Annotated in this window: 17 protein-coding genes; 8 read left to right on the top strand and 9 right to left on the bottom strand. The window is 75.5% G+C overall.

Annotated features, from left to right (window positions below; translation table 11 throughout):
* Positions 1 to 23 precede the first annotated feature (23 nt).
* Complete coding sequence (locus tag CHC11_RS33140) at positions 24 to 1,169, bottom strand: CaiB/BaiF CoA transferase family protein (protein ID WP_089315816.1); 1,146 nt, start codon at positions 1,167 to 1,169, stop codon at positions 24 to 26.
* Between the two features lie 76 nt (positions 1,170 to 1,245).
* Positions 1,246 to 2,733, bottom strand: a complete 1,488-nt coding sequence (locus CHC11_RS33135; RefSeq protein WP_089315815.1) for a hypothetical protein — start codon at positions 2,731 to 2,733, stop codon at positions 1,246 to 1,248.
* 376 nt (positions 2,734 to 3,109) lie between these two features.
* On the opposite strand from CHC11_RS33135, the gene CHC11_RS43590 reads away from it, so the two are divergent.
* Complete coding sequence (locus CHC11_RS43590; protein WP_179279129.1) at positions 3,110 to 4,834, top strand: serine/threonine-protein kinase; 1,725 nt, start codon at positions 3,110 to 3,112, stop codon at positions 4,832 to 4,834.
* A 21-nt stretch (positions 4,835 to 4,855) separates the two neighbouring features.
* Here CHC11_RS43590 and CHC11_RS33125 read toward each other — a convergent pair whose 3' ends face one another.
* The 3 genes from CHC11_RS33125 to CHC11_RS33115 all read right to left on the bottom strand — a co-directional run bounded on the left by CHC11_RS33125 (position 4,856) and on the right by CHC11_RS33115 (position 8,128).
* On the bottom strand, positions 4,856 to 6,892 hold the full coding sequence (locus CHC11_RS33125) for a fibronectin type III domain-containing protein (RefSeq protein ID WP_089315813.1): 2,037 nt from the start codon (positions 6,890 to 6,892) through the stop codon (positions 4,856 to 4,858).
* A 133-nt stretch (positions 6,893 to 7,025) separates the two neighbouring features.
* Complete coding sequence (locus CHC11_RS33120; protein ID WP_089315812.1) at positions 7,026 to 7,961, bottom strand: threonine ammonia-lyase; 936 nt, start codon at positions 7,959 to 7,961, stop codon at positions 7,026 to 7,028.
* Positions 7,958 to 8,128, bottom strand: a complete 171-nt coding sequence (locus tag CHC11_RS33115) for a hypothetical protein (RefSeq protein WP_245920081.1) — start codon at positions 8,126 to 8,128, stop codon at positions 7,958 to 7,960. Before CHC11_RS33115 ends, CHC11_RS33120 begins: the two co-directional genes overlap by 4 nt.
* 570 nt (positions 8,129 to 8,698) lie before the next feature.
* Between CHC11_RS33115 and CHC11_RS33105 the strand changes: the two genes are divergently transcribed.
* Entirely contained in the window at positions 8,699 to 9,337 is a 639-nt protein-coding gene (locus tag CHC11_RS33105; RefSeq protein ID WP_089315810.1) for a hypothetical protein, read from the top strand.
* Here the strand turns inward: CHC11_RS33105 and CHC11_RS33100 are convergent.
* The 4 genes from CHC11_RS33100 to CHC11_RS33085 are packed head-to-tail and all read right to left on the bottom strand — an operon-like array spanning position 9,318 to position 15,790.
* Complete coding sequence (locus tag CHC11_RS33100; protein WP_143227412.1) at positions 9,318 to 11,507, bottom strand: transglutaminase TgpA family protein; 2,190 nt, start codon at positions 11,505 to 11,507, stop codon at positions 9,318 to 9,320. The two genes, CHC11_RS33105 and CHC11_RS33100, sit on opposite strands and share 20 nt — an antisense overlap.
* On the bottom strand, positions 11,504 to 12,634 hold the full coding sequence (locus CHC11_RS33095) for a DUF58 domain-containing protein (protein WP_089315808.1): 1,131 nt from the start codon (positions 12,632 to 12,634) through the stop codon (positions 11,504 to 11,506). The genes CHC11_RS33100 and CHC11_RS33095 overlap by 4 nt, the downstream gene beginning before the upstream one ends.
* Position 12,635: 1 nt before the next feature.
* On the bottom strand, positions 12,636 to 13,631 hold the full coding sequence (locus tag CHC11_RS33090; RefSeq protein ID WP_089315860.1) for an AAA family ATPase: 996 nt from the start codon (positions 13,629 to 13,631) through the stop codon (positions 12,636 to 12,638).
* Complete coding sequence (locus CHC11_RS33085; RefSeq protein WP_089315807.1) at positions 13,631 to 15,790, bottom strand: hypothetical protein; 2,160 nt, start codon at positions 15,788 to 15,790, stop codon at positions 13,631 to 13,633. Before CHC11_RS33085 ends, CHC11_RS33090 begins: the two co-directional genes overlap by 1 nt.
* A 273-nt stretch (positions 15,791 to 16,063) precedes the next feature.
* Between CHC11_RS33085 and CHC11_RS33080 the strand changes: the two genes are divergently transcribed.
* From CHC11_RS33080 to CHC11_RS33055, 6 genes are read left to right on the top strand one after another with little or no spacing between them, the layout of a single operon-like run.
* The gene (locus tag CHC11_RS33080; protein WP_089315859.1) at positions 16,064 to 16,825 is read left to right on the top strand and encodes a M50 family metallopeptidase; all 762 of its coding nucleotides are present in this window, start codon (positions 16,064 to 16,066) and stop codon (positions 16,823 to 16,825) included.
* A 56-nt stretch (positions 16,826 to 16,881) separates the two neighbouring features.
* Positions 16,882 to 18,180 carry an SWIM zinc finger family protein gene (locus tag CHC11_RS33075; RefSeq protein ID WP_089315806.1) on the top strand — a complete coding sequence of 433 codons (1,299 nt, stop codon included), beginning with the start codon at positions 16,882 to 16,884 and terminating at the stop codon, positions 18,178 to 18,180.
* Entirely contained in the window at positions 18,177 to 19,697 is a 1,521-nt protein-coding gene (locus CHC11_RS33070; RefSeq protein ID WP_089315805.1) for a DUF5691 domain-containing protein, read from the top strand. The genes CHC11_RS33075 and CHC11_RS33070 overlap by 4 nt, the downstream gene beginning before the upstream one ends.
* Positions 19,694 to 20,827: an ATP-binding protein gene (locus CHC11_RS33065; RefSeq protein ID WP_089315804.1), complete on the top strand. Its 1,134-nt coding sequence runs from the start codon at positions 19,694 to 19,696 to the stop codon at positions 20,825 to 20,827. The genes CHC11_RS33070 and CHC11_RS33065 overlap by 4 nt, the downstream gene beginning before the upstream one ends.
* On the top strand, positions 20,824 to 23,022 hold the full coding sequence (locus tag CHC11_RS33060) for a DUF5682 family protein (RefSeq protein ID WP_089315803.1): 2,199 nt from the start codon (positions 20,824 to 20,826) through the stop codon (positions 23,020 to 23,022). The genes CHC11_RS33065 and CHC11_RS33060 overlap by 4 nt, the downstream gene beginning before the upstream one ends.
* Positions 23,004 to 24,197, top strand: a complete 1,194-nt coding sequence (locus CHC11_RS33055) for a VWA domain-containing protein (RefSeq protein WP_089315802.1) — start codon at positions 23,004 to 23,006, stop codon at positions 24,195 to 24,197. Before CHC11_RS33060 ends, CHC11_RS33055 begins: the two co-directional genes overlap by 19 nt.
* Positions 24,198 to 24,237: the final 40 nt, after the last annotated feature.

The raw sequence follows: 24,237 nt of genomic DNA, 5'->3' as shown, positions 1-24,237 counted from the left end.
GGCGGGCACGGCCACCGGTCCGGTCAGGCCTGGGCCACGGCGCCTTCCTTGAGGAGGGTCTCGGCGTCGTCGAAGCCCAGTTCGTCCAGGACGGCCCTGGTCTGGCCGCCGGGAAGGACGGGGACGCCGTCGGTCTCGGCCGGGGTCCGGGAGAAGCGGGGGGCCGGGGCGGGCTGGCGGTGGCCGGCGAGGTCGGGAAAGACCTCGCGGGAGGTGTTGAAGGGATGCTCGGCGGCCTCGGTCATCGACAGGACGGGGGCCACGCAGGCGTCGCTGGGGACGAAGACCTCCGTCCACTCGTCGCGGGTCTTCGCGCGGAAGGCGGCGGCGAAGCGCTCGCGCATGGCGGGCCACCGGTCGCGGTCGTACTGGGCGGGGATGTCCTCCCCGTCGATGCCGAGCCGGCGGAGGAACTCGGCGTAGAACTGCGGCTCGATGGCGCCGACGGCCATGTGGCGGCCGTCGGAGGTCTCGTAGACGTCGTACCAGGGGGCGCCGGTGTCGAGCATGTTGACGCCGCGCCGGTCCTCCCAGATGCCGCCCGCGAGGAAGCCGTGGATGAAGGTGGACAGGTGGGCGGTGCCGTCCACGATGGCGGCGTCGACCACCTGGCCGCGCCCGTTCGCCCGTGCCTCGAGCAGCGCCGCGAGGACGCCGGTGACGAGGTACATGCTGCCGCCCGCGAAGTCGCCGAGCAGGTTCATCGGGACCTGGGGCGGCCCGCCCGCGCGGCCGATGGCGTGCAGGGCGCCGGTGATCGCGATGTAGCCGACGTCGTGGCCGGCGGTGTGCGCCAGCGGCCCCCGCTGCCCCCAGCCGGTCATCCGCCCGTAGACCAGGCGGGGGTTGCGGGCCAGGCAGTCGTCGGGGCCGATGCCGAGGCGCTCGGTGACGCCGGGGCGGAACCCTTCGAGCAGGACGTCGGACTTCTCCACCAGCCGGAGGACGACCTCCCTGCCGCGCTCGCTCTTGAGGTCGATGGCGATCGACCGCTTGCCGCGGTTGGTGAAGTCGGTGCCGCCGGCGGTCTCGCCGTCGCGGACGGCGGAGGCGCGGTCGACGCGGATCACGTCGGCGCCGAGGTCGGCCAGCAGCATCGCCGCGAACGGCCCCGGCCCGATCCCGGCCAGCTCGATCACCCGTACTCCGGAGAGCGGCCCGTTGCCCATCTGCGACTCCCTGAATCTCGTTCGGTACCCCTCCAGTGTGCCCGATCCAGGTAAGCGGGCGCTGACCCGGCCCGCCCTAACGGGCGGTGAGGATCACGGGCGTGCCGGGGGCGGCCCGGGCGGAGAGGAGGCGGCCGCGCGTCGCCGGGTCCCGGACCCCCTCGGCGTGCGGGACGAGACCGCGTCCCGTCGCGGCCAGGTAGTACCAGCGGCCCGACGGGGCGCGCCACCACGTCCCGCTGACCGGGCGCCGGACGTCGCAGGCGCCCGTGGCGCGGTTCTGCGCCCCGAGCAGGGTCGCGAAGGCGGCGGCGCCGCCGTCGGCGTACGCCAGCCGGGTGCAGGTCCAGTCGGCGCTCTTCCCTCCGTGCGGCAGCGTCCCCGACCAGAAGTCGAACGCCATCGCCGCGGAGACGGGCCGCGAGGGCGCGGGGATCGCGCAGGCCAGCCTCTTCCAGAACGACCGGGCGGCGCGGCCGAGCGCGGCCGGCCGGTCGGGGCCGCCCGGGAGGCGGTCCGGCGCGCGGTAGCCGAGGACGGCCGCGCGCGGGCCACCGAGGTCGCCGACCGTCCGCGGGCCGAGGTGGAAGAGCGGGCCGCGGCCGCAGGCGGTGCCGGGACGGACGGGCGCCGTCACGCCGCCGGACGTGGCGAGCCGCCCCCCGGCGAAGGTCTCCGGCCGGGCGTCCCAGGGCGCGAGGAGGTAGCGGCCGCCGCCGAGGGCGATCGGCGCGGACGGGTCGGCGCCGATCGCGGCGACGTCGAGGCGGCCGGAGGCGTAGCGGGCCAGGCGCCCGCCGCTGCGCATCACGGCGAGCGGCGCGCCGTCCACCCGGCCGGCGTACAGGAGCTGCGCGACGCCGCTGTCGGGGCGGCGGCCCCCGGGCGCGGCCGCCCACGCGGCGGCGGCGCGCCTTCCGAACGCCCGGTCGCCGGCGAGGTCGCCGCGGGCGGGCCAGACGTCGAGGGAGCGGGCGCCGCGCGTCCAGGCGTCCGGCGCCGCCGCGACCAGGCCGAGACCGCGGGCGGACGCCTCGCGCGGGCCCTCCCGCTCGGTCACCAGCAGCGCCCCGACCAGCGCGGTGGTGAGGAAGGCCGCGGCCGCGAGCGGGAGCATCGAGCGGGTGCGGACGGGGCGCAGCAGCTCCGGCTCGAACCGGTCGGCGCGGCGGGGCTCGGGCACCTCGACGGCCTCGGCCGCGCGGATCACCGGCCAGGGGTCGCGGACCCGCAGCTCGACCAGCTGGTCGCGGACGGCGTAGCGGGGCATCCCCTCCACGTTCCGCAGCACGTAGGCGACGCGGACGTGGGGGTCGAGCCTGGACAGCGCCGCGGTCAGCGCCGGGTCGGGCAGCCGGGCGGGCAGCGCGCGCAGCCACGGGCCGAGGCCGATCTGCAAGCGGCGGGACGGGCGCAGCGACCGGCGCAGCACGCGGGTCCGCCGCCGGGCGTGCCCGGCGGCGGAGCGTTCGCGGGCGCCGCGCGCGGTGGAGTCCACGATCCGGCGGGCGATCGCCAGCCGGTAGACGCGCTTTCCCCGTCCCGGTAGAACGAAATACGCCATCCGGACAAGGTCGCCATAAGCCGATTCGGGCGGCGGTGTTTCCTTGTAAGGATTCGTCATGACATCGTCCGTCACGGCGGGCCACTCCCTCTAAGGCAGTTCCTTCGTCGCGAATCCCGAGGTTAGGACGGAGAGAGTCGGCACCGGAGCGCAATTGGCACAACGATTAACCGGCCGAGTGGAAATGTCATCTCATTTCCGTACGAGGCGCCGGGGGACGGCCGGGCCGGGCCTTCCCGGCGCGAGCAGGCACGCCCGTTTCCTCCCCGTACTACGCTGTTGCCCTCGGGGAACCGCCCCGGGCCGCGCCGCATCGAATGACCGCGCCCCGCCGCGCCCCGGACGAGACGAGCGACCGAGAGGGAACCCCCCACCCATGACCGAGGACGTTCCGGGCTACCGGGTGCTGGAGCAGGTCGGCGAGGGCGGCTTCAGCGTCGTCTACCGCGCCCACCAGGAGCGCCTGGACCGGATGGTCGCGCTGAAGGTCCTGTCGATCAGCGCGGTCGACGACGCGGCGATGCGGCGGTTCCAGCGCGAGTGCAAGATCACCGGGCGGCTCTCCGGGCATCCGAACATCGTGACCGTGCTGGACACCGGCACCACCCGGTCCGGGCGCCCCTACATCGTGATGGAGTACTTCGAGCACGGCGCGCTCACCGACCGGCTCGCGCGGGAGGGGCCGCTGGCGTTCGCCGAGGTGCTGCGGATCGGGGTGAAGATGGCGGGCGCGCTCGCCGCCACCCACGAGACCGACGTCCTGCACCGGGACGTCAAGCCGCAGAACGTGCTCCTGTCGCGGTACGGGGAGCCCGCGCTCGCCGACTTCGGCATCGCCCGCCTGGTCGACAGCTTCGACGCCACCCACACGCAGGCGTTCACCCCGCACCACGCCGCCCCCGAGGTGCTGGAGGGCAGGCCGCCGGGCATCGGGTCCGACCTCTACTCGCTGGGCTCGACGCTCTACCAGCTGCTGGCCGGGCGGCCCGCGTTCAAGGGGCCGCCCCGCGAGGGCATCGCGCCGCTGATGCTGCGGATCCTGAACGACCCGCCGCCGCCGATCCCCCGTCCCGACGTCCCGCGGCAGGTCACCGACGTCATCGTGCGCGCGATGGCCAAGACGCCCGACGAGCGGTTCGCGAGCGCCGTGGAGTTCGCGCAGGCGCTCCAGCGCGTGCAGGCCGAGCTGAGACTGCCGGTGACGGACGTCGCGCACAGCGGCCTCGGCGCGCCGGCGGTGCCGGACACCGGCCCGCGCCCCTCGTTCCCCGACACCTCCGCTCCGCCGCCGGTGCCCGCGTGGGCGCCGACCGCGCAGGCGCCGTCCCTGCCCGCCGCCGCGCCGCCGGCCCCGGCTCCGGCGCCCGTCCCCGCGCCGAAACCGCCGCCGTCGCCGTGGGCGCCGAACGCCCTCCCGCCGCGGGCCCCGGAAGCCGTCCTCCCCCAGGAGGGTTCGCGGCCCGCCCCGCAGGCCGCCTGGCCCCCGGCCCCGGCGCCCCCGGCGGACGACCGGCACGCGAGCGGCTCCTCCACGACGCCGCACACGACGCCGCAGGAGGGCCCGCACCAGACCACCTGGGCCCGTCCGCACGACGGGCCCCGCCGCGGCCTGGTCGTCGTGGCCGGGATCGTGCTCGCCGGCGGGCTGGCCCTCGGGATCGGAGCGCTCGCGCTGTCCGGGGGCGGCGACGGTAAGGGCGGGACCGCCGCGAAGTCGGCGCCGCCGTCTGGGACCCGGACCGTCCCGCAGGGGCAGGCCACCCAGGCGCCGCCGGAGCCGGTCCCGGAATCGCAGCTCGCGGCGACCCGGCCGCGCAAGGTGGTCGCGCGGCAGGTCGGCCGGACGGCGGCGCTGCTCTGGGCGCTGCCGCCCGCCGCGCGCGGGCTGCCGCTGCTCGTCCAGCAGCAGCCCGCCGGGACCCAGCCGATCGTGTCGGTGAAGGCGGGTTCGCAGTCGGCGACGATGCCGGGCCTGCGGCCGAACACGGCCCACTGCTTCAAGGTCGGCGCGGTGCTGCGCCTCAACCAGGGCCGGGCGCCGGACGTGGCGTGGTCGGCGCCCGCCTGCGTCGGCAAGGCGAAGAAGCGCACTCGGCCGTAACGCTCGCGGAGGGGCCGCGGGTCAGGGCTCGCACGTCCAGACCGCCGGCCCCGCGAAGCTCTTCCAGTCGCCCGGCGTGTTGACCAGGTAACCGATGAGGTAGCCGGTCTTGCCGCTCCAGGTGATGTTGGCGTACGTGTCGCCGGCGAGGCTGGGGTCGTTCTTGTGCTTGTAGTAGACGCCCTTCTTCTGGCAGTGCACGACGACGAGTTCGCCGTTGTTGTCGTTCATGGTGGCGACGGTCGTGCCGTTGTTCGCGTCGGCGGTGGCCCGGATGTAGGCGTTGGAGTTCCCGTTGCGTTCCACCGGGTACTTGGCCGCGGGCCCGGTGAGCCTGGCGCCGAGCGTCGCGACCGCCCCCGTGCCCGCGCCGTTCACGGCGGCGACGGTGAAGGTGTAGGGCCCGTTCGTCCACACGTCCCCGAGCGTCGCGGTCATGGCCGAACCCGTCGCGGCGGGCACCGTCCGGGTCCCCTTGACCGGGCCGTCCCACCCGATCCGGTAGGCGGACGCGCCGGGCGGGGCCGTCCAGGAGACCTTCGTCCCGGACGCGGTGGCCTGCGCCTGGAGGCCGGTCGGCGCGCCGGGCGTCACGCACGGGCGGGCGGGATCGCTGGGCGCCGACACCTGCTCGCGGGTCCGTCCGCGGCCGTCCCGGTAGCGGACGGCGACGCGGAAGCGGTACTCGCGGGCGCAGTCCCCTCCGGTGACCGTGAACGAGAAGGGGCCGGCGCCCGGCGCGATCGCGGCCGGGCTCGCCGCGAGGCCGGACGGGACGTCCTTCAGCGCGTACCCGAGGATCCTTTCGCCGTCCGAGGGCTGGAAGTCGATCCGCATCGTGCCCGCCCCGGGCGTGACCGACACGTTCAGCGGGGCGCCGGGCGGTTCGCCGGGACGCGGGCGGCGGGGATCCTGCGGGGCGGTCCGCGGCGGCGGGGCGCCGCCTCCGCCGGGCTGCGGGATGGTGCGGCGCACGGGGCCGCCCGCGACCCTGTCCCGGTACTTGTCGATGCCCCTGCGGCCGCCCTGCCCGTCGATCACGACGGCGCGCGGGCCGGACGGGTCGTTCGCCCACAGCAGGCCGTCGCGGACGAAGACGTCCAGCCTGGCGGGCCGCCCGCTGACCGGGACCGGCGCCTCGAACCGGTTGCCCGCCGCGTCGTACACCAGCAGCGCACCGGCCGTCTCGTCGGGGATGTAGACCTTGGGCCCGAGCATCTGCGGCGGCCGGTACCGGTGCTTCGGCATCGCGAGCCGCGTGCTGGAGTACCGCCCGGTGTCGGTGTCGACGGTCACCAGCGACCCGGCGCCGGGCACCAGCAGCGGGACGGTCTTGCCCTCCGTGGCGGGCGGGGCGAGCACGCCGCCGCGGCCCGCCTGCCGGACGGTCGCGGGCAGCGCGACCGTCAGCCGCGTCCCGGACGGCTTGACGACCGTGGCGGTGGCGTTCGTGGAGTTCACGACGACCGGGTCGCCCGCGGCCATGGTGAGCGCGAGGTCGTCCCCGGGCCCGCCGACGCGGACCGGCGGCTGCGAGCGGCCGTCCTTGAACGCCGCCACCTGCCCGTCCCGCGCCACGGGCACCCACAGGGCGCCCCGCGCGTCGATGCCCGCCTGCCCGAGGACGGGCGGAAGAGTGGCGGGCGCGCCGACCGGCGTCAGGCCGACCGGGTCGATCTGCTGGAGGACGCCCTTGACGGAGTCGACCGTGTAGGCCTTCCCGCCGCCCGCGAGGACCTGGAGGCCGCGGCCGAGCGGGCGGCTCGCGCCGACGTCCAGCTGGGAGGGGTCGAGGCGGCTGACGACGCCGGTGTCCTGGTCGACGATCAGCACGGTGGCGCCGTCCTGGACGACCTTGATGTCGTGGCCGCGCATCTGCGGGGGCACGCCGGTCTTGCCGTCCACCTTGGCCGCGGGCCCGTTGACGTGCACGACGAGGCCCTTGTTCCGCGCGGTGAGCCAGGCGCCGACGTCGGCGATCCGGTACTTGGCGCTCGCGACGCCCACCCCGTAGACGACGGCGGCGATGACGAGCACGCCGGTGAGCCCGACGGCCATCTGCCCCGTCAGCCGATCACGCCGAAAGAAAACGCCCAGGCCGGCCATGTCCTGAAATCCCCCACCCGTTTCGCAGGGGACACCGTAGCCGCTCGCGTCCCGCGGCGCCGGAGTTCCCGGAAATCGGCGGCGCTCAGCCCCCGCCGATCGCGGCGGCGTACGCCGGAACGGTGATGTTGCGCCCGGACACGACGACCACCAGGCGCCCGGCCGCCTCGACCTTCCCGGCCAGGACGGCGGCGACCGCCGCGGCGCCCGCGCCCTCGGCGACGAGGCCGTGCTCGTGGAACAGCAGGCGCAGCGCCGTCCGGATCTGGTCGTCGGTGACCGATGTCAGCTCGGCGGTGCGCCCGATCACCTCGGGGGTGACGCAACCGGGTTCGAGGTTGCCGGGCAGGCCGTCGGCGAACGTGTCGCCGACCTCGACCCGGGTGACCCGTCCGGCCGCCACCGACGCCGACACGCCGCGCGACACCGCCGACTCCACGCCCACGACCCGCACGTCGCCGCGCTCGCGCGCCCACAGGCACAGGCCGGCGACGAGCCCGCCGCCGCCGACCGGCGCGACCACCGTGAGGGGGCCGTCCGCCTGCCGGTCGAGTTCGCGCCCGAGGGTGCCCTGCCCCGCGATGACCGCCGGGTCGTTGTAGGGCGAGACGTAGTGGCCGGGAAGCGTCATCGCATGCGCCTCGGCCTCGTCGTAGGTCGTCCCGTGCTGGACGAGGCGCACCGGGAACGCGCGGATCCTGTCGACCTTGACCTGCGACGCCCGGGTCGAGACCACGACGGTGACGTCCGCACCCGCCTTCGCGGCGGCGTACCCCATGCCGAGGCCGTGGTTGCCCGCGCTCGCCGTGACCACAGGCTCCCCCTCGGGGAGCGCGGCGACGGCCGCGAGCGCGCCCCGCACCTTGAACGCGCCGATCGGCTGGAACGTCTCCAGCTTCAGCAGCGCACCCGGCGCCAGGCCAGACGGGACGAGGGGCGTCGGGGCGAGCTCGGCGGACACGGCCCGCCAGGCGCGGTCCAGGTCGTCCGGGGCGGGCGGCCGGACGGCGCGCACCCTCATGCCCCCTCCCCGGGCGACCCGTCCAGCCGCTCGTGGAGGCGCCGGCGGATCTCGTCGGGGGTGTAGGAGCGGCGGCGGCGCTCGGCCCGCACGATCACGGCCCCGGTCGCGGCGACGCCGAGGAACCCGGCGACCCCCAGCGCCTTCCAGAGATTAGATGCCTTCAAAAGATCAACGGGTTTCCGGCTCGTGCGCATACGGCTACCTTGACATCCTCTCCGCCCTGAAGGACGCAGATTCCCTCCACGCTGCGCGTGGACCGCGCGGCGTCCGGGTGGGTTACCGCTTCACTGCGCGGCGCCGGGACGAGGCTCGGTCTTACCTGCCCTCCACGGTCGTTTAGCCTGTCCGCCTGCCCGGCGGCCAGGATGTTGAGGGCGGCGTTGAGATCCCGGTCATGGGTCGCTCCGCAGGTGCAGTCCCACGCCCTTGTAACGCAGCTGCACGACCACAACCTATCGTCGGTGTATGGCTGAGTGTGAAGGCATCCGCACTGACAGGCACTGCTTTCGCGAACACTTGGTTTTGTGACCAAGTTCGCGGCGGGAGTTCGCCGGGTCCGTGGCGGGGCACCGCTGACCGCCCTCCGCCAACTCATCGAGCAGCAGAATCGCCCGGTCTGGGCCGGAATACACTGGTTCGCCCGACGGCGAATCGGCTGTTCCCGCTAAGCGGGAGAATCGGCTTCACTCTTAGCCTGACGGCCGGAGCCTTGCCGACGATACTGTTAGCGAGCTATGCCGGGCACAAGTATCTCCCTTGACGAGGCCGTCGAGCTGACCCGAACCGGGGACGTGTGGCTGTTCCGCGGCCGGACGGTCGCCGACCGCGCCATCCAGATGACGACCAACAGCCCCGTCAACCACGTCGGCATGGCGGTGGTGATCGACGATCTGCCGCCGCTGATGTGGCACGCCGAGCTCGGCCGCTCCCTGCGGGACATGTGGACCGGCGGGCACCACCGCGGCGCGCAGCTGCACGACCTGCGGGACGCGGTCCTGGCGTGGGGGAACCGCTACGGGCAGCGGGCGTGGCTGCGGCAGCTCGAACCGCCGCCGACCGGGGCGATGGAGGACGCGGCACTGCGCGCGGTGGCGCGGCTGGACGGCACGCCGTTCCCCTCGACGTCGAAGCTGGCGACACGGTGGCTGCGCGGGCGGGTGCCGATCCGGCGGCCGGCCGAGCGGGACGCGAACCTGGAGACGGCGTTCTGCGCCGAGATCGTCGCGGTGACGTACCAGTCGATGGGGCTGCTGCCGAAGGGGCGCCGCCCGAACTGGTTCGACCCGGGCCGGTTCTGGAGCGGGGACGATCTGGAGCTGGAGACGGGCGCGGTGCTCGGCGGCGAGATCGCGGTCAGCGTCCCCGCGTCCTGACGGCCCGGCGGTCCCGCAGCGACCGCGGGTGCAGGCGGCGCCGGAGCCGGCGCAGCCGCCCGGCCCTGGCGGTGACGAGGCGGCCGAGCTCGTCGGTGTGCCGCCACGCCCGGTCGGCGGCTCCGGGGTCCGGGTGGGACGCCGCGAAGCGGCTCCGGTTGACGAGGTCGGCGAGCGGCCCGAGTTGGCCGTGGGCGTCCTCGCCGACGGCCGACGCGCCGAAACGGGCGACCTCGTGCGCGGTCAGCGTCCGGGCCGTGGACAGGCCGACGTCGGCGAGGTGGTCGAGCGCCTGGTGCCATGCTCCGGTGATGCGGGCGGCGGGCGGTCCCGCCCTCCGGCGCCGTCTTCGCAGGGCGGGGGCGAGGAGGACGGCGCCCAGGTAGGCGATGACGAGCGCGCCTCCCGCGATCGAGGCGAGCACCCACCACGGCGTGGGCCGGTCGCCGCCGGCGGCGGCCGGCTTCTGCGGGCCCTTCTGCGTCGTGTCGCCCGGCCCCTGGCCGCGCTGCTGCGAGGCCGCGTTCTTCTGGGCCTGCTCCAGCTTCTGCTCGGTCTCCCCCGCCGCGACGGAGTCGTTCTTCTTGGACCGGCGCGCGCTTTCGGGGAGCGGGTTGAACCGGATCCAGCCGAGCCGGTCGAACTTGATCTCCGGCCACACCATCACGTCCCCGGACCGGACCTGGACGGTGTCGCCCGCGCGGTCGCCGCCGTCGAAGCCCACGATGACGCGGGACGGCAGGCCGATCGTCCGGGCGAGCAGGGCGTAGGCGGTCGCGAAGTGCTCGGGCGTGCCGCGCCTGCCCTCGCCGAGGAAGTAGTCGAGCTGCCGGTAGCCGTGCCCCGGCGGGGCGGTGACGTCGTACCGGGCGTAGCGCTTGAGGTACTCGGCGAGCATCGCGGCCTTCTGGATGGGCGACACGGCGCCCTGCGTCGCGGCCTGGGCGAACCTGCGGAACTCGGCGATCTGGACGGGCGGCTCCTTCGCGCCGGGCCCCCACGGCAGCTCCCGCGCCGCCCGGGCCTCGGCGTCGCCGGCGACCGCCGCCCCCGCGAGGTCGTCGGCCGTCCACTCGGGGACGACGGAGCCGACGCGGTAGCTCTGGCCGGGGCGCAGCGGCTGCGCGGCGGCCAGCGCGCCGCTGCCGGGGTCGACGACGACGGGGAGCCCGGTGACCTCCCGCGGCCGGTCGGCGGCGGGCACCCACACGCCCGGCAGGTCGCGGATGGTGATGTGCTGCGCGACCTCGTGCTCGCGGTCGGGGTCGGGCCCCTGCGGCACGCGGCTTCCGGTCGGGACGAACCGGGCCGTGGACGACCAGGTGACACCGTCGAACCGGTCCAGGACGGCGAGCCGCTCGATCTCGTTCCGCTCCGACCGGACCGTGAACATCACCTGGTCGGGGCTGAGCAGCCAGCCGCCGACGCGGTCCAGCGGGCTGACGCCGTCGCGCTGCTGCGGCGGCGGCGCCTGCACCTGCTCGCGCGGGTCGTAGGGGTCCGCGCTGACGGGGACGACGAGGCCGGCGGCGAACGCCAGCGCCCCGAGGACGGCCGCGGCGGGGACGCCGATCAGGAGGGGCCGCCACGCGACGCCCCGGCCCGGCCCGTCCGCGCGGACGAGAACCAGCACGGCGGTGAGCACGACGGTCGCGGCGGCGAGCGGCAGGTTGGAGCCGGGGCCGTCCACTCCGAGCAGCAGCGCGACCGCCCACACGCCGAGCGCCGGCACGCACGGCAGGGCGCGCAGCGAGGTGCGCAGTGCCAGCTCCGCCGCCGCGAACGCCGCCAGCCACACCACCACGTGGACCAGGACGAGGTACTCCGGCTTCGCGGGGGCGGGCAGCAGCGTGGTCAGGATCGACTTCCACGCGCCGAGCACGCCCTCGCGCAGCGTCTGCGGAAGCGTCCCGTCCCCGAGGGCGGGGCGCAGGACGGTGACCGAGACCGTCCCCGCCCAGGCGACGACGGTCAGCACCAGCGAGATCCACAGCGGCCACGGGCCCTTGTCCTTGCGCGGACCCGACAGCAGCCCGCACAGCAGCGTCGGCACCACCGCCGCGACGGCCGCGACGGGGACGACCGGCCCGAGCCCGAAGACCCGCTGGAACGCCAGCCCGGCGACGGCGACCAGGCAGGCCGTCACGGCGATCGAGGCGTACCGGGTCACCGGGCGCTCCCCAGCCGCCGCCACGCCTCCGCCAGCTCCTCCAGGTCGGCGAAGTCGACGAGCTGGACGCCGGGCGGCGCCGCCGCGGGCCCGTTCGGGCGGACCCGCAGCACGACGATGCGGTCGAACCGGCTGCGGACGGCCGCGACGCGCCCGAGCTCGGCGGCGTCCGGGGTGATGACGACGAGGGACCCGCCCGCGCGCACGCGGCGCATCGCGTCCACGGCCGAGCGCGTCCCCTCCAGCGTCTGGACGGAGGTGAGCCGGTCGAGGAGCACCTCCACGTCGTCCGGCCCGCCCCGCGTGTCGGCCACCTGGCCCTCGCCGGTGAGGATCCGGACGGGGAAGCTCGCCGACGCCGCCCCGGCCGCGACCGACGCCGCCGCGTCCACGGCCAGCTCGAAGTCGTCGGGCTCCGGCCACGAGCCGGGGCGCGCCTCCAGCACGACCGTCGTCGTCGGCAGGCTGGCGTCCACGAGCTGCCGGACCATCAGCGTCCCGGTGCGGGCCGACGACTTCCAGTGGATGTGGCGCAGCTCGTCCCCGATCACGTACTCGCGCAGCGCGTGGAACGTCGCCGTCCCGGCCGGGGACCTGTCGCTGGTCGGGCCCTCCAGGTGGTGGGCGCGGCCGGACGGCAGCAGCCCCAGCCGCACCGTCCTCGGCCGGACGAGCAGGACCCGCGGCGTCCCGTACTCCCGCACCCGGCGCGCCAGCCGGAGGGGGTCGGCGCGCACCAGCCGCAGCGGCCCCACCGGGATCTCGCCGCGCCGGGACGTCGGCAGCCGGTAGGTCACGGTGCGCCCGCCGCCCGGGCGCAGCCGCGGGATGTCGACCGCGACCGGGGTGGGGCCCGCCGCGTCCTCGGCGGTGAGCCCGCGGACGCCGCGCCCCCTGTTCGTCACGTGCAGGACCCCGACGGCGGGCTCGCCGCGCTCGACCCTCGCCGGCGCGATCTCCCGGCCGACCTCCAGCTTCGGGCGCGGCAGCGTCCACAGCGCCGCCGCCCCCACCGCGACGAGGCCCGCGACGGCCAGCACGGCGGGCTCGGGGTAGCCGAGCCACCAGCCCGCCGCGTACAGCAGGACCGAGCCGGCCGCCGTCCCCCACCCGAGCGGCGTCAGCACGTCACACCCCGGCGGCCTGCGGCGTCGGCACGTTGCCCAGCGCCTCGGCGACCACGTCGGCGCCCGAGCGGCCGCGCAGCTCGGCCTCCGGCGTGACGATCAGGCGGTGCGCGATGACCGGGACCGCGAGCGCCTTCACGTCCTCGGGAACGATGTAGGAGCGGCCGGCCGCCGCCGCGCGCACCCGCGCGGCGCGCAGCAGCGCGATGCTGGCCCGCGGGCTCGCGCCGAGCCGCAGGTCCGGGTGCTGACGGGTGGCCGCGACGACGCGCACGAGGTAGTCGTGCAGCGGCGGCGCGACGTGCAGCCGCTGCGCGAAGTCGATCATGCGGGTGAGGTCCTCGCGGCTCAACACCGGCGGCATCTGGTCGAGCATCGCCCCGGTCGGGGCCCCGGCGAGCAGCGCCACCTCGGCCTGGTGGTCGGGATAGCCCATCGAGATCCGCATCAGGAACCGGTCGAGCTGCGCCTCCGGCAGCGGGTAGGTGCCGTCCATGTCGACGGGGTTCTGCGTGGCGAGCACCATGAACGGGCGCGGGACCGGATGCGAGACGCCCTCGACGGTGACCCGGCGCTCCTCCATGACCTCCAGCAGCGCCGACTGCGTCTTGGGTGAGCCGCGGTTGATCTCGTCCGCGACGGCCAGGTTCGCGAAGATCGGCCCGGGGTGGAACTCGAACGCGCTCGTCCCCTGGTTGAAGATCGACACGCCGGTGATGTCGCTGGGCAGCAGGTCCGGCGTGAACTGGATGCGGGCCCACTTGGCCTCCACCGACGCCGACACCGCCCGCGCCAGGGTCGTCTTGCCGACGCCCGGGACGTCCTCGACCAGCAGGTGCCCCTCGGCCAGCAGGCAGGTCAGCGCCAGCTCGACCTTCTCCCGCTTGCCGCGCACGACCCGCTCGATGTTGCCCGCCAGCGCCGCGAACATCTGCGCGAACCGCCCGGCCAGCGCGTCCGCGTCCACCGCCGCGTTCATCCCGGGGTTCTCGGTCATCAGGTGCACTCCCAGAGTGAGGAGGAGAACGTCCCCGAGTTCGAGCCGGGGGTGTTCACGTAGAGGTCGCTGACCCACCGCGTCTGGCCGTCGTACTCGATCTTGTCCCAGACGTTGCTGACCAGGCTGGGGTCGTTCTCGTCCTTGACCGTGTCGCCTCTCTGCTGGCAGTACACCGTCACCTGGTCCGTGAAGCCCTTGGGGAACTGCCCGTTGCGCGGCGTGCTCGTACCCGGACCGGTGTGCAGATACGTGCTGGTGCTGTCGTTGTTGTGGCCGGGGTAGGGCCGGGCGTGCGCGTCCGGGTTGAGATCCGCTGACGTGGACACCGCCGTGGACGACCCCGCGCCGTTGCGGGCGGTCACGTTCAGCTCGTGCGTCCTCGCGTTGGCAAGGTTCCTGACCTGGTGTGAGGTCGCCTTGGTCGAGGCCGATCCGCCGTTCCAGGTGATGTCATAGGTGACGTCGAAGCCGGACGAGGGGGACCATCTGAGGTCCGCGCCGTGGTTGACGGGGGTGGCGGTGAGGCCGGTCGGCGGGCCGGGGGCGGTGCAGGCGGTGGCGCCGACCTCGCCGGACTCGCTGTAGGCGGGCTTGCCGTTCTTCCCCTTGTACTCGGCGGCCACCTTGTAGATGTGGGTGGTCGTGTCGCAGGTCAGGCCGCCGACGGAGAACGTCCCGCCCTGGCCGCTGCCGGGGAACTGGGCGGGGCTCGCACCGGCGACGGGCCTGCCGTCCCGGCCGAGCAGGACGAACCGGGTCACCGGGTAGACGCCCTGCGGCTGCGCGGCCGCCGTGAACCGCACCTTGATCGAGCCGTTGTCGCCTGACGCGGCCGGCGTCGGCGGGTCGGGCGCGGTGGGGTCCTTCTTCACCGGCGGCTTGGCGGGCCTGCCCGGCGGCGGCGTGACGGTGTTGGAGCCGCCGGTGCCCCCGCCGCCGCCGTTGCGGTTGCCCTGGCCGCCTCCCGGGCCGGCCTGGACGGGCAGCGGGCGCCGCGCGCTGCCGGGGACCTTGTCCTCGTACTTCTTGACGCGCTTGACGCCGCCGTCCGGACCGAAGGCGAGGGCGATGGGGCCGTCGGGGTCGTTCACCCACAGCATGTGGTCGCGGACGAGCATCTCGATCGCGCCGCCGGGACGCGTGGCCGTGACGGGCCGCTCCCAGGCGTTGCGCTCGGTGTTGAAGACCAGCAGCCGGCCGGACGTCCGGTCGGGCAGGTAGACGCGCTGCCCGAGGACGTTCGGGGGTTCGAAGGCGTGCTCCGGCACGCGCAGGGCCACCGAGTCGACCCGTCCGACGCCGATGTCCAGCAGGTAGAGGGAGCCGCCCGCGCCGAGCATCGGGACGATCTGCCCGTCGGCGACCGCCGGGACCTTGACGCCGTTCGCGGCCCGCGCGACGGGCGCGGGCAGGTTGATCCGCTGCGTGCCCTCGGGCCGGACGACCAGCGCCGTCGCGGACGTGCTGTCGGTGATCACGGGCCGCCCGGCGGCCATCGTCAGCGCGAGGCGGTCGCCGGCCTTCCCGGCCGCCACGGGCTCGCCCTGGCGGCCGGCCTTGAAGGGGACCACGTGGCCCGTCTGCGGGACGGGCACCCACAGCGCGCCGTCGGCGTCGATGCCCGCCTGCCCGAGCGGCGCGGTGAGGGTCGCGGGGCTCCCGAGCGGAGCCAGGGACACCGGGTCGATCTGCTGGACGGCGCCCTTGACGAGGTCGACCGTGTAGGCGGCGCCGGCGCCGGAGAGCACCTGCATGCCCGGCCCGCCGGCCTGCCGGCTCTTGGTGATCTTGAGCTGGGAGGGGTCGATCCGGCTGACGACGCCGGTGTTCTCGTCGACCAGCAGCACCGTCGTGCCGTCCTGCACGACCGTGATGCGGTGGCCGCGCATCTGCGGCACCACCGGGGCCTTGCCGTCGACCTTGCCGGCGAGCCCGTTGGCGTGCACGACCAGGCCCTTCCCGCTCGCGCTCAGCCAGGCCCCCACGTCGGAGAGCCTGTACCGGGCGCTGGCGGTGCCCACGCCGTAGACGAGCGCGCCCACGGCGAGCACGCCGACCAGCCCGGCGGCGATCTGGCCCGTCAGCCTGTCACGCCGGAAGAATCGGAAAAGACCGCGCGGGCCGGTGGTCCGCGCGGAGGATCGGTCCCCGTTCAATCCCCGCTCACCCTCTCGGCGCGCCGGGAGCGGGAGCCGCTGACCCGGGGCGCGAAGGCACCATAACGGCAATAGGGGGCGCTCCGGAACAGGTTTGCGCAGATCGGCCTGGTAGCGCCATGCCCGTCCGGCGGGTTACGGGTGATTCGCCATGACATCGATCACATGGAGGCCAGGAGGCGACATGCCCGGTCCGTCGGCAGGAGAACCGAACGCGAACGTTATCCGGGACGTCCTAATGTTGGGCATCGCGACGACGACTCCGAGGTGGACGTGGAAAATGTGAGCATCGCCGACCTGTGGCACCGGGTGACGGGAACGCAGCCGGATCCGCCGTGGTGGCTGGTGGCCCTCGTCGGTCTCGTGGCGCTCGCCTGCGTGGCCCACGGCCCGACCTGGCGGGTGGCGCGCAACACCGTGACGATCGCCCACGAGGGCGGGCACGCGCTGGTCGCGCTGATCTTCGGCCGCAAGCTGGACGGCATCAAGCTGCACTCCGACACCTCGGGCGTGACCGTGTCGCGCGGCAAGCCGCACGGCATCGGAATGATCTTCACGGCGATGGCGGGGTACGTGACGCCGCCGCTGCTCGGGCTGCTGTTCGCGCTGCTGCTCGCGGACGGCCGCATCACGCTGATGCTGTGGTTCTCGCTGGCCCTGCTCGCCGGGATGCTCATCATGATCCGCAACGCCTACGGCGCGCTGACGGTGATCGTCACGGGCGCGGTGGTCTTCGCGGTCTCGTGGCTGGGCAGCGCCACGGTGCAGGCCGGGTTCGCCTACCTGGCCGCCTGGTTCCTGCTGACGGCCGGCACCCGCCCGGTGATCGAGCTGCAGCGGATGCGGGCCCGGCACATGGCGCCGAGCTCCGACGCCGACCAGCTCCACCACCTCACCGGCGTCCCCGGGCTCGTCTGGGTGGGCCTGTTCGCGGCCACCGCCCTGGTGGCCCTGCTGGCGGGCGGCGCGCTCCTCATTCCGGACGTTTCGCTGCCCGATCTGCCCACGCCGCCGGGCTTCGGCGGGGTGGGCTGACGCCGGACGGGGCCGCATGGCGCCGATTGTCCGAGGGCGCCGATAGTTTCGGGGGTGTGAGGGATCGGTGGTCTCGTGAGCAGGTGCTCGGGCTCGCGCCCGACGCGTCGTCCGCCAAGGCGGCGGGCGGCGTCGCCAAGCCCGCCAGGTGGGCGGGGACGGGATGCGACGACGAGGCCGTCTGGGGCGAGTGCCGGGGCAGCGGCAAGTCCTCCTACCGGACGTGCGCCGACCTGACCGGCCCCGCGTTCCGGTGCACGTGCCCGAGCCGCAAGTTCCCGTGCAAGCACGCCCTGGCCCTGTTGTTCGTATGGTCGGACGGCCTCGTCGAGGGCGGGGCTCGTCCCGGGTGGGTCGCCGAGTGGGTCGAGGACCGCCGGGAGCGGGCCGGCCGGGCGGCCGGGCGGCGGGCCGCGCCGGCGGCCAAGGTCCGCGACCCGAAGACGGCGGAGCGGCGGGCCAGGCGGGTGGACGACGGGCTCGCCGAGCTGGACCAGTGGCTCCGCGACCAGGTCGCGCACGGGCTCGCGCAGGCGGAGAAGGCCCCCTACCGGCTGTGGGACGACGCGGCCCGGCGGCTCGTCGACGCGCAGGCGGGGGCGCTCGCGGGGCCGGTCAGGGGCCTGGCCGCGATCCCGCGCCGGCCCGGCTGGCCGGGGCTCCTGCTGGAGGAGTACGCGTTGCTGCGGCTGCTCGTCCGGGCCTACCGGCGGCAGGAGGAGCTGCCCGAAGGGCTGCGCGGGACCGTCCGCTCGCGGGTCGGGTTCACCGTCCCGCAGGAGGAGGTGCTGTCCGGCGGGGAGCGCGTCCGGGACCTGTGGTCGGTGACCGGGTCGCGCGACACCGCGCAAGACCTGGTCACCACGCGGAGGGTGTGGCTCCGCGGGAGCCGGACGGGGCGCCCCGCACTCGTGTTGTCCTTCGCCGCGCCGGGCACGACGCTGGACGGCTCGCTCGTCGTGGGTACGCAGGTCGATGCGGAGCTGGCCTTCTACCCGGGCGCGCAGCCGCTGCGGGCGCTGGTCGCCGAGCGTTACGGCGCGCCCATGCGGGGCACGCCCGCGGGGACGTCCGTCCGGGGCTTCCTGGACGAGCACGCGGCGGCCCTCGCGCTCGACCCGTGGCTGGACCGCTGGCCCGCGACGCTGGAGGAGGTCCGGCTCGCGCGCACCGAAGGAGGAGACCTGCACGTCCTCGACGGCGCCGGAGACGCGCTGCCACTGCGGACGGGCGATCCGTGGCGGTTGCTCGCGCTGTCGGGCGGCGGGCCGGTCACCCTGGCCGGGGAGTGGCGCCCGCGCGGCCTGCGCCCGCTGGCCGCGTGGCACGAGGACGAGGGGACGGTGATCCTGTGACGGCGTGGGACGAGCACGTCACCGCCGCGCTGCTGGGCACCGAGCGCCGCGACCCGCCCGCCCTGGCGGAGGCGCCCGGCGACGGCGGCGGCCATGGCGGCGACAAGGCGGGGCGGCTGCTCGACCAGGCGGCGCTGCTGGCCGTCCGGCGGCGGGCGGGGCAGGTCCCCTCGGGCCCGGCCCCCGAGCCGGTGGCGCTGGCCCCGGTGGAGGACGCCCCGGCGGTTCCGAGGGCGGCGGCGGTCCGGCTGCGGCGGATCCTCGGCGGCGAGCAGATCCGGGTGCTGCCCGAATGGCTGGACGCGGCGGCCGCCCGGGGCCTGCGGGTGCCCGCCCAGTCGCTTCCCGACCTGCTGGAGCGGGGGCGCAGCGACCGGATGCTGCGGTCGTCGATCGCGCGGGCGTGCGGGCGGCGCGGCGTGTGGCTGGCCCTGCAGAACACGGACTGGGCCTACCTGGTGGGATCCGGTGACGACCCCGGCGGCGGCCCCGAAGTGTGGGAGACCGGGACGCGCAACCGGCGCGTGGCCTACCTGACCATGCTTCGCGAGACCGAGCCAGAACGCGCGCGGGAGCTTCTCCAGGGAACCTGGGCCAAGGAGCCGGCGCCCGACCGCGCGGCGTTCGTCGCCACGTTCGCGCATGGGCTCTCCCTCGACGACGAGGAGTTCCTCGAGGCGGCTTTGGGCGACCGCGGGAAGGACGTCCGGCAACTGGCGTCCGACCTGCTGGCCCGCATGCCGGGCTCCGCGTACGGGGCGCGCATGGCGGCGCGCGCCCGTGCCTGCCTGACCGCCGGGGAGCGCACGGTCCGGGGCCGCGAGCAGACGTGGATCCGGGTGGAGCCGCCGCACTCCCACGACGAGGACATGGCGCGCGACGGCGTCCCGTTCCATCCGACCGGGTCGTTCGCGCCGCGCGGCGGGGGCGCGCCGGTGGGGACGCGGGCCGCGTGGCTGCGCGAGATCCTGGCCCGCACCCCGCTGTCCACCTGGACGGAGCTGTTCGGGCTGCCGCCCACGGAGATCGTGTGCCTGCCCGTCTCCGACTCCGACGGGCGCGACGTCCACATCGGATGGGCCCGCGCCGCCCTCGGCCAGCGCGACACCGGATGGGCGCGGGCGCTGCTCAGAGGCGGCGTCATGGTGGACGAGCCGGAGGCGCTCGCCGACCTGCTGTCGGTCCTGCCCGGCCCGGAGCGCGACGCGGCGGCGGCCGACCTGATCCGCTGGGTGGAGGGGCGCCCCGGCCTGCTGCGGGTTTTGGAGCGGGTGCCCGGCCCGTGGGCGGGGCCGCTCGCGGCGGCGGTGGTCGAGACGCTGAGCGCGTCCGCCGAGCGCCCCACCCGCCGCGACGAGCACCTGATCACGCAGCTGTGCCGGCTCGCCGACCAGCGGCTCGCCCCGGCGGCCGCGGCCCGCCTGGCGGCCCTCGGGCCGGCCGCACCGCAAGCCGTCACCGACCTGATCGCGACCCTGCGGTTCCGCGACGAGATGCTGAAGGAGCTCGACCAGTGACCGAAGAGGCAGGCCCGGGGGGCTTCGACGACGGTTCCCCCGCCGCGGCCGCGGGCGCCGTGCTGCGGCCGCACGCCGAGCAGGAGCACGCCGGCGAGCTGGCGCGGCTGGCCGAGCACGACGACCGGCCCCGGCCGCCCGGCTGGCGGCTGTCGCCCTGGGCGGTCACCACGTACCTGCTCGGCGGGGAGCTGCCGGACGGCTCGGCGATCAGCCCGAAGTACGTGGGGCCGCGCCGGCTGATGGAGGTCGCGGTGGCGACGCTCGCGACCGACCGGGCGCTGCTGCTCCTCGGCGTCCCCGGCACGGCGAAGACCTGGGTGTCCGAGCATCTCGCCGCCGCGGTCAGCGGCGACTCCACGCTGCTCGTGCAGGGGACGGCGGGTACGGCGGAGGAGGCGATCCGCTACGGCTGGAACTACGCGCGGCTGCTGGCCGAGGGCCCCTCGGAGCGGGCGCTGGTGGAGAGCCCGCTGATGCGCGCGATGCGGCGCGGCGCCGTCGCCCGCATCGAGGAGCTGACCCGGATGCCCTCCGACGTCCAGGACGCCCTCATCACCGTCCTTTCGGAGAAGACGCTGCCCGTGCCCGAGCTGAACGCCGAGGTGCAGGCGCGCAAGGGCTTCACGGTCATCGCGACCGCCAACGACCGCGACCGGGGCGTGAACGAGCTGTCCAGCGCGCTGCGCCGCCGGTTCAACACGGTCGTGCTGCCGCTGCCGGAGTCCGTCGAGGACGAGGTCGCGATCGTCGCGCGCCGCGTCGACCAGATCGGCGCCGGGCTGGAGCTGCCGGAGAGCCCCGCGGGCCTGGAGGAGATCCGGCGCGTCGTCACGGTGTTCCGGGAGCTGCGGTCCGGGGCCACGGCCGACGGGCGCACCAAGCTGAAGTCGCCCAGCGGGACCCTCAGCACCGCCGAGGCCATCTCGGTGATCACCAGCGGGCTGGCCCTGGCCGCGCACTTCGGCGACGGCGTGCTGCGCGCCGCCGACGTGGCGGGCGGGATCGTCGGCGCCGTCGTGCAGGACCCGGTGTCCGACCGCGTCGTGTGGCAGGAGTACCTGGAGGCGGTCGTCCGGGACCGCGCCGAGTGGCGGGACTTCTACCGCGCCTGCCGGGAGGTCTCTTGAGCCAGGTCGAGGTCTTCGGCATCCGGCACCACGGGCCGGGGTCGGCCCGCGCGCTGCGGGGTGCGCTGGAGGACTTCGAGCCGGACGCGGTGCTGGTCGAGGGGCCGCCCGAGGCCGACGCGATCGTGGAGCTGGCGGGCGAGCCGGGGATGGTGCCGCCGGTCGCGCTGCTCGCCTACTCCCCCGTCCCCGCCGACGGCGACCGCCGGGCCGCGTTCTGGCCGTTCGCCGAGTTCAGCCCGGAGTGGCAGGCGATCAGATACGCGCTGTCGGCGGGCGTGCCCGTCCGGTTCTGCGACCTTCCCGCCGCGAACCAGCTCGTCCCGGCGCAGCAGGAGCCGCCCGAGGAGGGCATCAGGCTCGACCCGCTCGGCTGGCTGGCGAAGGCCGCCGGGTACGACGACGCCGAGCGGTGGTGGGACGACGTGGTCGAGCACCGCCACGGCGGCCCGTCCCCGTTCCCCGCCATCGCCGAGGCCATGGCGGAGCTGCGCGGCGAGCTCGAACCGGCGCCGATGGAGGAGCGGCGCGAGGCCCACATGCGCCGGACGGTGCGCCGCGCCCTCAAGGAGGGGCACGAGCGGGTCGCCGTGGTCTGCGGGGCGTGGCACGTCCCGGCCCTGCGCGCCAAGGTCCCGGCGAGCCGCGACGACGGCACGCTGCGCGGCCTGCCGAAGACCAAGGTCGCCATGACGTGGGTGCCGTGGACGCACGGGCGCCTCGCCGGATGGTCCGGCTACGGCGCGGGCGTGCGCTCCCCCGGCTGGTACCACCACCTCTTCGCGGCGCGCGACCGCCCGATCGAGCGCTGGCTGACCGCCGCCGCCCGCGTCCTGCGCGAGGAGGACCTGCACGTCTCCTCCGCGCACGTGATCGAGGCCGTCCGGCTCGCCGAGGCCCTGGCCGCGCTGCGCGGGCGCCCCCTCGCCGGGCTGGACGAGGTCACCGAGGCGACCCGGGCCGTCCTGTGCGAGGGCGCCGACCTGCCCGTCCGGCTCATCCAGGACCGGATGGTGGTCGGCGAGCGGCTCGGCGCCGTCCCGGAACGGACCCCGATGGTGCCGCTGCAGCGCGACCTGCAGGCCGAGCAGCGGCGGCTCAGGCTGAAGCCGGCCGCGCTCGGCAAGGAGCAGGACCTCGACCTGCGCAAGCCCACCGACCTGGAGCGCAGCCGCCTGCTGCACCGGCTCCGCATGCTGGACGTGAACTGGGGCGTCCCGTCGGAGAGCCGCTCCAAGGGCACGTTCCGCGAGACGTGGACGCTGGCCTGGCGGCCCGAGTTCGACGTGGAGCTGATCGAGGCGAGCGCGTGGGGCACCACCGTGCGCGGCGCGAGCACCGCCCGTGCGCGGGAGGCGGCCGAGAGCGCCACCGCCCTCGCCGACCTCACCTCCGTGGCCGAGCGCTGCCTGCTCGCCGACCTCGGCGACGCGCTCCCCGCGGTCATGCGCGCCCTCGCCGACCGCGCCGCGGTCGACACCGACGTCGCGCAGCTGATGGCGGCGATGCCGGCGCTGGTCCGCGCGCTGCGCTACGGCGACGTGCGCGGCACCTCCACCGGCCCGCTCCGCACGGTGGTCGACGGCCTCGTGGTCCGCGTCTGCGTCGGGCTCCCGCCCGCGATCACCGGGCTGGACGACGACGCCGCCCGCGAGTTCCTCGGGCACGTCGACGCCGTCCACGGCGCCCTGTCCCTGCTCGCCGACGAGAGCCACATCGAGCGCTGGCGGCGCACCCTGGAGGGCCTGCTCGGCCGCCCCGACACCCTGCACGGCCTCATCGAGGGACGCCTCACGCGCCTGCTGCTCGACGCCGGGCGGCTGCACGACGTCCCCGACCGGATGGCGCGCGCCGTGTCCGTCGGCGCGGCGCCCGACCGCGCCGCGGCCTGGGTCGAGGGCTTCCTGGCGGGCGGCGGTCTCCTGCTCATGCACGACGAGGCGCTCCTGCGGCTCGTCGACGAGTGGATCGCCGGCCTGCCCGCCGACTCGTTCACCGATGTCCTGCCCCTCCTGCGCCGCACGTTCGGCGCCTACCCCGCCGCCGAGCGCCGCGCCATCGGCGAGCGGCTCCGGCGCCGCGACCGCGCCCTCGCCGGGCGGGCACGGCCGCCGGAGGACGACGTCGACGAGGCCCGGGCGGCGGCGGCGGCCGCCACGGCCCTGCGGATCCTCGGATGGGAGAAGCCGTCGTGACCGATGAGAGCGTGGACGACCGGCTGCGGCGCTGGCGGATGGTGCTCGGCGGCGACCAGGCCGACGGGACCGGCGTGACGCTGGCCGGGGACGACGTCCGCATGGACGGCGCGCTGGAGCGGCTCTACGGGGCCGGCGGCGGCGAGGGCCGGCCCCGGCCGGGGCGGCGCGGCGCCGGGCTCGGCGACTCGGCGCCCTCCGTGGCCCGGTGGCTCGGCGACATCCGCGCCTACTTCCCGTCGAGTGTCGTGCGGGTGATGCAGAAGGACGCGATCGAGCGCCTCGACCTCACCCGGCTGCTGCTGGAACCGGAGATGCTGGACGCGGTCGAGCCCGACGTCCACCTCGTCGGGACGCTGCTGTCGCTGAACCGGGTGCTGCCCGACCAGGCCAGGGAGTCGGCGCGCGCGGTGGTGCGCGCGGTCGTGCGCGACCTGGAGCGGCGGCTCGCGCAGAAGACGCGCTCGGCCGTCGGCGGGGCCCTCGACCGGTCGGCGCGGGTGCTGCGCCCAAGGCGGCTCGCCGACGTCGACTGGGATCGCACGATCCGCGCGAACCTGCGCCATTACCTGCCCGACCAGGGCACCCTCGTGCCGGAGCGGCTGATCGGGTACGGCAGGCGGCGGCAGGCCGTCAAGCGGGACGTGGTGCTCGCGATCGACCAGAGCGGCTCGATGGCGGCGTCGGTGGTGTACGCGAGCGTGTTCGGGGCGGTGCTGGCGTCGATGCGGTCGCTGCGCACGTCGCTGGTGGTTTTCGACACCAGCGTCGTGGACCTCACCGACCAGCTCCACGACCCGGTGGAGGTGCTGTTCGGCACCCAGCTCGGCGGCGGCACCGACATCAACCGCGCCATCGCGTACTGCCAGAGCCTCGTCGCGCGCCCGGCCGAGACGATCCTCGTGCTGATCAGCGACCTGTACGAGGGCGGGATCCGCGACGAGATGCTGCAGCGGGTCGCGGCGCTGACGGCGGCGGGCGTGCAGGTCGTCGTGCTGCTCGCCCTGTCGGACGAGGGCGCGCCCGCCTACGACCACGACAACGCCGCGGCCCTGGCCGCGATCGGCGTCCCGGCCTTCGCGTGCACCCCCGACGCCTTCCCCGGCCTGATGGCCGCCGCCATCGAGCGCCGCGACCTCAAGGAATGGTCCGAGCGCGCCACCGGAGACCGATGACCGACCGGACGGGAGAGCGACCCGCTTACCGCCGCCCCGA

The sequence above is a fragment of the Actinomadura mexicana genome (genome assembly GCF_900188105.1).
GTDB lineage: Bacteria > Actinomycetota > Actinomycetes > Streptosporangiales > Streptosporangiaceae > Spirillospora > Spirillospora mexicana.
The sequence above is the reverse complement of the archived record's forward strand: the minus strand, read 5'-3'. Positions and strand labels throughout refer to the sequence as shown.

Excerpts from the sequence above, each read along its gene's own strand:
- CHC11_RS33140 (WP_089315816.1), bottom strand. The coding sequence starts at position 1,169 with ATGGGCAACGGGCCGCTCTCCGGAGTACGGGTGATCGAGCTGGCCGGG.
- CHC11_RS33135 (WP_089315815.1), bottom strand. The coding sequence starts at position 2,733 with ATGGCGTATTTCGTTCTACCGGGACGGGGAAAGCGCGTCTACCGGCTG.
- CHC11_RS43590 (WP_179279129.1), top strand. The coding sequence starts at position 3,110 with ATGACCGAGGACGTTCCGGGCTACCGGGTGCTGGAGCAGGTCGGCGAG.
- CHC11_RS33125 (WP_089315813.1), bottom strand. The coding sequence starts at position 6,892 with ATGGCCGTCGGGCTCACCGGCGTGCTCGTCATCGCCGCCGTCGTCTAC.
- CHC11_RS33120 (WP_089315812.1), bottom strand. The coding sequence starts at position 7,961 with ATGAGGGTGCGCGCCGTCCGGCCGCCCGCCCCGGACGACCTGGACCGC.
- CHC11_RS33105 (WP_089315810.1), top strand. The coding sequence starts at position 8,699 with ATGCCGGGCACAAGTATCTCCCTTGACGAGGCCGTCGAGCTGACCCGA.
- CHC11_RS33090 (WP_089315860.1), bottom strand. The coding sequence starts at position 13,631 with ATGACCGAGAACCCCGGGATGAACGCGGCGGTGGACGCGGACGCGCTG.
- CHC11_RS33055 (WP_089315802.1), top strand. The coding sequence starts at position 23,004 with ATGGGAGAAGCCGTCGTGACCGATGAGAGCGTGGACGACCGGCTGCGG.